The sequence below is a fragment of the Specibacter sp. NPDC078692 genome, assembly GCF_040686835.1.
Lineage (GTDB): Bacteria > Actinomycetota > Actinomycetes > Actinomycetales > Micrococcaceae > Specibacter.
Genome location: NZ_JBFBLV010000010.1, coordinates 124560 through 133579, shown reverse-complemented (window position 1 = coordinate 133579; position 9020 = coordinate 124560). Strand labels below are relative to the sequence as shown.

At 59.2% G+C, this 9020-nt stretch carries 12 protein-coding genes; 10 read left to right on the top strand and 2 right to left on the bottom strand.

Going from position 1 to position 9020, the window contains the following annotated elements:
- Positions 1-153: 153 nt before the first annotated feature.
- On the bottom strand, positions 154-516 hold the full coding sequence (locus AB0O97_RS09625; RefSeq protein WP_363842888.1) for a DUF5997 family protein: 363 nt from the start codon (positions 514-516) through the stop codon (positions 154-156).
- A gap of 89 nt (positions 517-605) precedes the next feature.
- On the opposite strand from AB0O97_RS09625, the gene AB0O97_RS09620 reads away from it, so the two are divergent.
- The 4 genes from AB0O97_RS09620 to AB0O97_RS09605 all read left to right on the top strand — a co-directional run bounded on the left by AB0O97_RS09620 (position 606) and on the right by AB0O97_RS09605 (position 3396).
- Positions 606-1409, top strand: a complete 804-nt coding sequence (locus AB0O97_RS09620; protein ID WP_363842213.1) for a substrate-binding domain-containing protein — start codon at positions 606-608, stop codon at positions 1407-1409.
- A 42-nt stretch (positions 1410-1451) separates the two neighbouring features.
- Positions 1452-1910: a carboxymuconolactone decarboxylase family protein gene (locus AB0O97_RS09615; protein ID WP_363842215.1), complete on the top strand. Its 459-nt coding sequence runs from the start codon at positions 1452-1454 to the stop codon at positions 1908-1910.
- Positions 1911-2018: 108 nt separating this feature from the next.
- Positions 2019-3035 (top strand): pirin family protein, encoded by a 1017-nt coding sequence (locus AB0O97_RS09610; RefSeq protein ID WP_363882006.1) that lies wholly within the window; start codon positions 2019-2021, stop codon positions 3033-3035.
- A gap of 19 nt (positions 3036-3054) precedes the next feature.
- Positions 3055-3396, top strand: a complete 342-nt coding sequence (locus tag AB0O97_RS09605) for a GNAT family N-acetyltransferase (protein ID WP_363882004.1) — start codon at positions 3055-3057, stop codon at positions 3394-3396.
- Positions 3397-3465: 69 nt separating this feature from the next.
- Here AB0O97_RS09605 and AB0O97_RS09600 read toward each other — a convergent pair whose 3' ends face one another.
- Complete coding sequence (locus tag AB0O97_RS09600) at positions 3466-3729, bottom strand: hypothetical protein (RefSeq protein WP_363842224.1); 264 nt, start codon at positions 3727-3729, stop codon at positions 3466-3468.
- 292 nt (positions 3730-4021) lie between these two features.
- On the opposite strand from AB0O97_RS09600, the gene AB0O97_RS09595 reads away from it, so the two are divergent.
- The 6 genes from AB0O97_RS09595 (at position 4022) to AB0O97_RS09570 (ending at position 9017) form a co-directional block, all read left to right on the top strand.
- Positions 4022-4624: an NADPH-dependent FMN reductase gene (locus tag AB0O97_RS09595; RefSeq protein ID WP_363882002.1), complete on the top strand. Its 603-nt coding sequence runs from the start codon at positions 4022-4024 to the stop codon at positions 4622-4624.
- Positions 4625-4851: 227 nt separating this feature from the next.
- Positions 4852-5871: a proline racemase family protein gene (locus AB0O97_RS09590; RefSeq protein WP_363882000.1), complete on the top strand. Its 1020-nt coding sequence runs from the start codon at positions 4852-4854 to the stop codon at positions 5869-5871.
- A 32-nt stretch (positions 5872-5903) separates the two neighbouring features.
- Entirely contained in the window at positions 5904-7160 is a 1257-nt protein-coding gene (locus tag AB0O97_RS09585) for a histidine kinase (protein ID WP_363881998.1), read from the top strand.
- Between the two features lie 393 nt (positions 7161-7553).
- On the top strand, positions 7554-8231 hold the full coding sequence (locus AB0O97_RS09580; RefSeq protein ID WP_363881996.1) for a response regulator transcription factor: 678 nt from the start codon (positions 7554-7556) through the stop codon (positions 8229-8231).
- A gap of 195 nt (positions 8232-8426) precedes the next feature.
- Positions 8427-8663: a hypothetical protein gene (locus AB0O97_RS09575; RefSeq protein WP_363881994.1), complete on the top strand. Its 237-nt coding sequence runs from the start codon at positions 8427-8429 to the stop codon at positions 8661-8663.
- Between the two features lie 201 nt (positions 8664-8864).
- Entirely contained in the window at positions 8865-9017 is a 153-nt protein-coding gene (locus AB0O97_RS09570) for a M48 family metallopeptidase (RefSeq protein ID WP_363842242.1), read from the top strand.
- Positions 9018-9020 lie beyond the last annotated feature (3 nt).

Genomic DNA, 9020 nt, shown 5'->3' with positions numbered 1-9020 from the left:
CCTCGAGACTCTCCTGGCCGGGGACGAACGCAGCGGTGAGGAATTTCCCGGGAACGTACGCGCAATTTGCCACAGGTAGACCAGGTGGCAAATTGCGGGAACGGCGGCATTTAAGATCCCAGCGCGGGAGACTTGACTGCCGGAACGGTCAGGCTAGCTCTTCGGGCGGCGGGCTGCTTCGCGGTCCTTGGCCAGCTTGGCTTCGGCGCGTGCTTTGGCGTGCACGGCGCGCTCCTCAACCAGCCACGCGGGGGGAGCCTGCAGTAGCGCGGTGATCTCCGCTGTCGTGAGTGGCTCGGTGATGTTGGAGCGGTTGAGGCCACCAATGGAGATGTTCAACTTCTGCGCAATCACGGGGCGGGGGTGTGGTCCGTTGCGGCGCAGTTCGGCGAGCCACTCCGGGGGAGTGTCCTGCAAAACCTTAAAGTCCTCCCGGCTGATCGCGTTCTCTTGGAATTCTGCGGGAGCCGCGGGCAGATGGATGCCCAGCTTCTTGGCCGCTGTGGCGGATTTCATGGCTTGGGGGGAAGGATTAATGCTCATACATCAAGGGTACCGGTGCGCGGACGGTAGTTTAGGGCAAAGCGGTGCGTTAGGGTAAACAGGTGTCTGAATCCCGCGAACTTACAGTGACCTTTGTCCCGGGTGTGACCCCCGGAAAGTGGATCCACCGCTGGGAGGAGCGCATGCCTGGCGTGCCGCTCGTATCCACACCAGTGCCCGAATCCCGCCAGCTGGACGCCGTGCGCGCTGGCGAAGTCGACATGGCGTTCGTTCGATTGCCCGTAGACAAGACGGGTCTGCACGTCATTCCGCTCTACAACGAACTGTCCGTGGTGGTGGCGCCCAAGGATCACCCGATCGCTGCCTTCGACGAGTTGGACGTAGCGGATCTGGCCGATGAATACCTTCTCGCCGACCCGGATAATTTTCCGGAATGGCGCGATATTTCCACCGAAATCGCCGCCGGCACCCGCAAGCCCCTGCCGCCCATGGCCTCCATCGAAGAGGCTCTGGATCTGGTCGAAGCCGGGCTCGGCATCCTGATCCTGCCCATGTCCGTGGGCCGTCATTTCAGCCGCAAGACCCTGCGTTCACGCTTACTCCATGGCGTTGCCGAGACCAGCATCGCCTTGGCATGGATTGACTCGTTCCAGCCGCTGCCCGCCGAAGATGAGGCCGTCATCCAGGAGTTTATTGGCGTGGTGCGCGGCCGCAGCGCCAACAGCTCGCGCCAGCCTTCCGTGCAGGCCAAGCAGGATGCTGCCCCTAAGAAGGGCGCCAAGACTGGAAAAAGTACGACGTCGGCACGCACCCCTGCTGCCAAGGGAAAGTCGGCCGGGGCTAATTTGCGCGGCGGTGGCCGGCCAGGCGGCAAGGCTCGGGCCGCAAAGCGCGGCCGGCGCTGACTCACCCCTTCCATTTGCCAGATTCCAAGGAGCGCGATCTCGATGACCGAACACTTTTTTCTGGATAAGTCCGACCCCGGAAGCTGGCGGGCACTGAATGGACTAGCTCTCAAGGTGAAGTCAGCAACGGACGCTTCTGATATTCCACGATCCGTTGTGGAACTTCTGAACGTGCGCGTCTCTCAGATCAACGGGTGCGCCTTTTGCTTAGACATGCACAGCCGATACGCGTTGGACGCCGGGGTGAGCAGCCAACAGCTCGCGGTTTTGCCAGTGTGGCGACAAACCGAAGTCTTCTCCGAGCTTGAGCGGGCGGCGCTCTTGATTGGTGAAGCTGCTGCACTCCTGGGCGATAGCGATTCGAGGCAAGAGGAGCTCCAACAAGCCCGAACGGTGCTGACGAATGAGCAATTCTCAGCACTACAGTGGGCCGGCATTGCTATCAATTCGTTCAACCGCGTCTCCATCATGAGCCAGCACCCCGTTCGAGCCCGAGCGTAGCCCCCACACCCTCCCGCTGCTCGCCCCACGCCCTCCCGATCCGCCGCTCGCCCTCCCGATCCGCCGCGTGCCGGGTCTTGCGGCCGCGGTGGTCCTAGACTTGGCCCCATGAGCAACCTCGAAACCACTCCCGATGAAGTGATCTGTGAATTCGAACAAAATGTTGGCGATTCCGAGGTGCTCCCGCCACGGGCGGTCCCGCTAGGCGGAGTCCGGGCCATGGACGTTCGCCGAACCCTGCCGCAAAAGCGCCGCAGCCTCATCGGGGCTTGGTGCTTCGTGGATCATTACGGTCCCGATCTGGTCCCTGCCACCGGCGGGATGCACGTACCGCGCCACCCCCACACCGGACTGGCCACGGTTAGCTGGTTGTTCTCCGGCAAGATCGATCACCTTGACTCGGCGGGATTCGCCGCCGTCGTCCGTCCTGGTGAAGTGAACTTGATGATCGCCGGCCGCGGCATCTCGCATCAAGAGTTCTCAACCCCAGACACAACCGTTCTCCACGGTGCGCAGCTCTGGTACGCACTGCCTGATGCAACCAGGCACATGCCACCAACCTTTTCGCATTACGTTCCGGAACCGGTCCTTGGTGACGGCACGGAATTGCGGGTGTTTCTTGGCTCCTTAGCGGGTTCAACATCGCCGGTGGAGACCTACACACCGCCCTTGCTGGGTGCCGAGGCGGTGCTGCGTGCCGGTGCAAAGCTGGAACTTGAAGTGGACCCGGCTTTTGAATACGGGGTTCTGCTGGACACCGGGGACCTGAGGCTGGACGGCGAGCAAGTACCCGTGGATCATCTTGTGTACCTACCTCTCGGACGCTCGAACATGGTGCTGGAGGCTGGTAACAACCCTGTTCGAGTGCTTCTCATAGGAGGGGAACCTCTGGGTGAGAAGATCGTCATGTGGTGGAATTTCATCGGCAGAAACCACGAGGAAGTTGTGGCCTACCGAGCCGCTTGGCAAGCCGAGATCGGCGCCGAACAGGCACTCCCGCTGGCGCAAGACGGAGGCTACCCTGACGGTGCGCCCTACCCACGTTTCGGTCCGTTCCCCGAGAACCTACCGGACCCGCTTCCTGCGCCCGGACTTCCCAACGTTCAGCTACGCCCGCGCGGCTAAACCACCCATAGGAGACTCCATGCCCAACGAATCAACGATCACCGTGCGTCAGAACTCCAGCCGTCATCGCTACGAGCTTCTCGACGGCGATAAGGTCATTGGCAAGGCACATTGGTTGTCATTTGAGTGTGACGCCAGCCCGGAGCGGATTTTTTTCCACACCACGGTCGACGACGCGTACGCTGGCCAGGGTCTGGCTGGAAAGCTGGCCCACTTTGCACTTGAGGACACCATTGCGGAGGGCTTGAAAGTGGTGCCTGTTTGCCCCTATATCAAGGTCTACCTACGCAAACATCCCGAGTTTCAGCAGCATGCAATTCCGGTAAGCCCTGAACACATAGCCGCGGTGAGCGCGGCTTAAACAAATATCCCGCAGGAGCGGATGTTGAATCAACAAGCGCTGTTGCGGGATATTTGTGGGTGCAGAGATTTAGCGTGAAGCTGAGATCTGTTCCATCTTCTGCTTGTTAACCAAGGTCTTGACCTGGGTCAGATCGTTGATGACGCTGTTGAGCTGCTTCTTGGATGTGGGCCACGTGGTGCCCTTGAAGCGGTTGGCGTCGGGGCCTTCCCAGCGGACGGACTGTGCCTTGCCGTCGAGGGTGCTCATTGCAGTGGTGATCTGGTCGATGGCTGAAGCCAACTTGGAAACCAGTTCTGCCATGTCCTGGGGATCGCTACCTAGCATTGCCATGATGTTCGTCCTTTTCTAAAAGTTTGCGGTCTAACCGCGAGTGGTTCGCTGTTACCGAGGAATTCCGGCTGAGCGATTACTAAGAATCTATCCCGGCCCTGCCAGTGTCGTCGATGGGTTGGCCTATCCATGCAGCGCTACCCATAGAGCCCTACCCATCCGCTCGGCCCCCTAGTTACCGTAACCGCGCAGGACTAAGCTCGAAATCGCGTCAACCATCAGCAGTTCGGCATGGTGCACGGGCTAGTGAAACACTCACTCCGTGCGGCATCAGCAGATAGGGAAGAAAGCAATGGCCACCCACAAAATCGGCTACTTCGTCGGAAGTCTCGCCAGCGGTTCCATCAACCGGACCCTCTCCAAGGCCTTGATCGGCCTGGCACCTCCGGAGCTTGAATTCACCGAGATCCCCATCGGGGACCTGCCTCTGTACAGTTCGGATTTTGATAGTGATTATCCGCCAGCGGGGCAAGCTTTGAAGCAAGCCATCGCCGCCGCTGACGGAATCCTCTTTGTCTCGCCGGAGTACAACCGCTCCATCCCCGGCGCCTTGAAGAATGCCATCGACTGGGCTTCCCGGCCCTGGGGCACCAACTCCTTTGCCCGTAAGCCCACAGGCATCATCGGTGCGTCCCCCGGCGGCATCGGTACCGCCGTCATGCAGTCCTCAATGCGCAGTGTCCTCAGCTTCTTGGACGCGCCGCAGCTCAACTCGCCGGAGGCCTACATCAGCTTTAACGCTGCAGACTATGGAGACGACGGCGAGGTCAAGAATGAGGGAACGAGGGAGTTTCTGGAGCACTACATGGACGAATACGGCGCCTTTGTGGCCCGGGTTCTGGCCGTTAACGCTCCGGGTCACATTGGTGACGAGCACCCTTCCACCAGCAAGTAATTCACCACCCAGATTCACCGCACCAAGAACGGTGCAGTACAAAAACGCCGGCTCCCACACTCACGTGGGGACCGGCGTTTGCCATGGACATTCAACGCAGTAGCCTCGTGCGGCAGAACCGTAGTTCCTGGTGGATCATTGACAGGCCAAATGTGCCGTGCCATATTGACCACAAATGGGGAAGTATCCGCCCAAGCTTGGTTTGTCAGCCTAAGGGAGAGACAGCTATGAAAGCGGCACTGTGGGAAATTGAAACCTTTGACTATCACACGGCAGGGGAGCCTTTCCGGATTGTGCCGGCGCTGCCCATCCTGATCGAGGGCACGACGGCGCGCGAACGCCGTGAACGTGCCATCGAGGGGGATGCGAACAAGATCCGTAAGTTGCTGGTCAATGAACCGCGGGGTCACGCCGATATGTACGGCGGCTTCGTGGTGCCGCCAGATGATCCGGGTGCCCATTTCGGAGCCATCTTTTGGCACCGTGAGGGTTTTTCCACAGTGTGTGGCCACGGCACCATGGCGTTAGGTACCTGGGCAGTACGCAGCGGTCTGGTCCGTGCCCCGGACGACGGCGAGACTGACGTTGTGATTGATATTCCTTCGGGTCGCGTCACGGCTCGGGTGACCATGGCAGAGGGGAAAGTTCATGAGGTGGGGTTTCACAATGTTCCCTCCTATGTGGTGGCTAGGGACATTGAGGTCAAGACGGCTGATTTTGGGCGTCTGCGCGTAGACCTGGCCTGGAGTGGGGCGCTGTATGCCTCGGTGCCGGCCGCCGCAGCGGGACTGGAGGTGGCGCCGTCGAACTTGGCAAGGACAGTTGCAGCAGCTCATCAGGTGACCGCAGGACTCGCCGATCATCCTGCAGCGCAGCACCACCCAGACGCCTGGCAACATGGCATTTATGGCACCATTTTCCACGAGCCAATGCCGGCGTCCGGGCCCGGATTGAGGCAACGTAATGTGAGTGTTTTTGCAGACGGGCAGGTGGCCCGTTCGCCCAGTGGATCAGGCACGGCAGCGCGTGTGGCTCTGCTTAGCGATTCGGGGGAGTTGGCTGAAGGAGAGGGCCTGGAGCATTATTCCATCATTGATTCGCGCTTTGCGGCACGGGTTGTGGACCGGGTTGATGGGCCAGCGGGAGGACTCGTGGTGGAGGTCAGTGGGCGGTCTTTCCCTGTAGGGGAGGGAAAATTCACTTTGGACGCCGATGACGAGCTGGGGCTGGGATTTGTTCTGCGGTAGCGGCACCCTCCGCTTTCTGGGACGATAGCCCAGTGACTGAATCCCTTCGCCCGCATACCGGCCCGTCGCTGCAAATTCCTCGGAAGTGGCGGAAATTTGGGCTTTCAGAAATATTGCGAGTAGGGCATTCGCCGCTTTCCATGTGGATTGCGTTCGTCATTGCCGTTTTCGTAACGGTTTCTGCCTTTGACGATGTGCGTCTGTCTGTCCTGACTGAACCGGGAGCTCAGATTCCCTGGCTATTGATTTCCTGCACGGTTGCCTACTGGGCCGTCTGGATGGCGCTAGCCTTTCGGCCACAATGGGTCGCCGGACTGTTTGTGCTTCAATTGGCCACGATGCTGCCGCAAGCTGCATTGGGTGGGCCCCTGTTGCTGGCCTTCTTTGCTGTGGCCGTGGCTGCCTACCGGGTTTCCCTGCGCTCGCTTGCCGTCATGGTGGGCAGTTTTCTAGTATGGCAAATTGTCTGGGTACTCCTTGTTGCTCACTTAGGAACAGTGCTGTTGTGGGGCTATATCCCGGCCACACTGCTTCTCACGGCGCCCGGTCTGGCTATTAAGTTGCTACGCGAACGGGCCCTCCAAGTAGCACGCGAGCAAAAGGCTGCCGACGAGAAGACAGCTGCAGCCGCCGTCGAACAGCGCGCTGAATTGGCGCGTGAACTTCATGATGTTGTCACGCACGGCTTGACCATGATTGCCGTTCAAGCAAACCTGGGCAAGATCTCCAAGGAAGAGCTGGCCAAGGAACATGCTCTCACCGAGATTGGTTCCATGGCCAGAAACTCTTTGGATGATCTCCGACGGTTGATCGTCGCCATGCGCGCGGACGAGAGATCTTCCGAAGGGGCACCCGCGCAGGTTGTTGGCGTAATGCCTAGCGTGGCCTGTATCGACTTGGCAGGCAGCCTTACAGATGCCCAGAAGCGGCTCAGTGGCCTCGGTTGCCCCACCAACATTCAAACATCCGGGAATCTGGATGACACTCCAAATGGCCTCCGTCCCACGGTCTTGAGGATTTTGCAGGAAAGTACCACCAATATAGTCAAGCATTCGGGGAAAGGGTCTCGATGCGAGATTTCCATGGTTGTGGCGGATAACCACCTTGAGTTGGTGATCCGGAGCCGCATGACGCCGGGCAATCCTCGGCTTCCCGTCTCCGGCACCGGACTGGCGGGATTGCAGGAAAGAGCTTCGCGGCTGGGAGGCACCCTCGAGGCGGGGTCCGACGGAGGCTGGTGGCTTGTCCGCACGGTCCTGCCGTTCAAGGATCGCCAGTCCTTGCGGTAGCACTGTCGGCCTGCCGAAGCGAACCGGGGGCAGACCGCCTCGCCGAATCAAGGAGAGGCTTGGCCAAGTGGCCAAATCTCTCCGTTTGGGCGTTCAAATCGTCGTCCAAGTGGACAGTCCTGTTCCTTCGACATTGAAAGGCATAGTGCGCCTGCGTAGCGTCGATGTTATCGGGGACATCGGGCCACGTTGGAGGGCCGGCGTTACAAATGTCTATTCCGCGATCTTGGAGATCATTATGAATGCAAAGCACGTACCAGCAGGCCGCAAGGCAGTAATGAGCGGCAAGTCGAAGCCGTCCGGCATCTGGCCGAGTGGCTCATTTCCGAATCCCACACGCTGACCCGGAGCAATGCGCGTCTTTCCATCGCCGCAGCTACGTAGACTGTCTGCATGAACGAGTTGGCCGAAGATAACCAGAGTACTGACAGTATTAACGTAGTCATTGTTGACGACGAAAAGTTTGTGCGTGGTGCGCTACGCACGTACCTGTCCCAAACCAAGGATTTAGTGGTTCTGGGCGAAGGCGAAAATGGTGAGGATGCCATCCGTCTTGTTCAGGAGCATAGTCCGGACGTGTTGCTCATTGACCTTCAGATGCCTGTCATGGACGGCGTTACCGCCATTCGCAACATCGTTGCGCAGAATCCGGAGATTGGAATCTTGGTGGTCACCGGCCACATCTCCGACGTTCATCTCAGAGCGGCACTTCTGGCTGGCGCCGGGGGATATGTGGTTAAGGATGCTGAACCGGAACGAATCGTGGCCGCCGTCAGAGACGTTCACGCAGGCGATTGCCCCATTGATCCGGCAGTTGCCCATCTGCTCATCGAGGACCTTCGCGGCAGCCGCCCGGCCACTCGGACGGAAACGTCCATTGAACTGACGGGCCGCGAGGAAGAGGTACTGAAGTTGCTATGCGACGGGCGCAGCAACAGTGAGATCGCCGCCGAACTCTATCTCTCCGAATCGACAGTGAAATACCACCTGGTCAGATTAGGCCGGAAGTTTTCCACACGAGACCGCCTGCAACTGGTTGTCACGGCATTGCGCTCAGGATTGGTCGCTTAGTCAGCTTCGCTAACCCGCTTCTTTCCTGTGGCTAGGCATGAATATGGTGTTATCGGGAACATGGGCCGAAAAGACTATCCAAAAGGATAGGGCTAAATGCTCTGTTCTGCGTATCGTTCGCGCGTGTTGAGCCTTAGGCTAGGAGCACCGTCGCCGCTCGCGGCACAAAACTCCGCTACCGAAAAGGGCATCTCCATGAAAAAACCATTTGCTTCCGCAGGCATTGCAGCAGTTGTCGCAGCCGGACTCATCATGGCTCCAGGACTGTCCCCGGCCCAGGCCAGCACTCTCGAAGCTCCCGCAACCAGCATCTCGGCACCCGTGAACTCATCCGGTGGCATGGGCTTGGGCGGCGCAATTTCCGGAAATGTGGCCACCACCTACGGGATGCTCTTCATTCCTTGCAACTTCCTTGGCTTCCGCCTCTGCTAAGTAACGCGTTAGAAGGCCAAGCGTACTTTGCTAGGGCATCGTCTATTTTTTAGGCGGTGCCCTAGCTTTTTCTATAGATTTCTTAGTGCCTCAACTACAAAAATAGTGTGTCGACGGCGTGCCAGGTGCGGTTTCCGACCCCAAGTGAGTTCACGCCGTCGAACATTTTGTATCGGAGCATGAAGCCCGAGGGCGCTCCGTGTGGGACAGCTGGCGGGGATCGACTATGTCATCACGCACGAGCTCTGCCACTTGAAGGTCCCGAACCACAGCCGTGAGTTTTACCAACTGCTGAGCCGTGTCATGCCTGATTGGGAGCTACGCAAGGACAGGCTGGAGAAGTTCATGGCGTAGGAA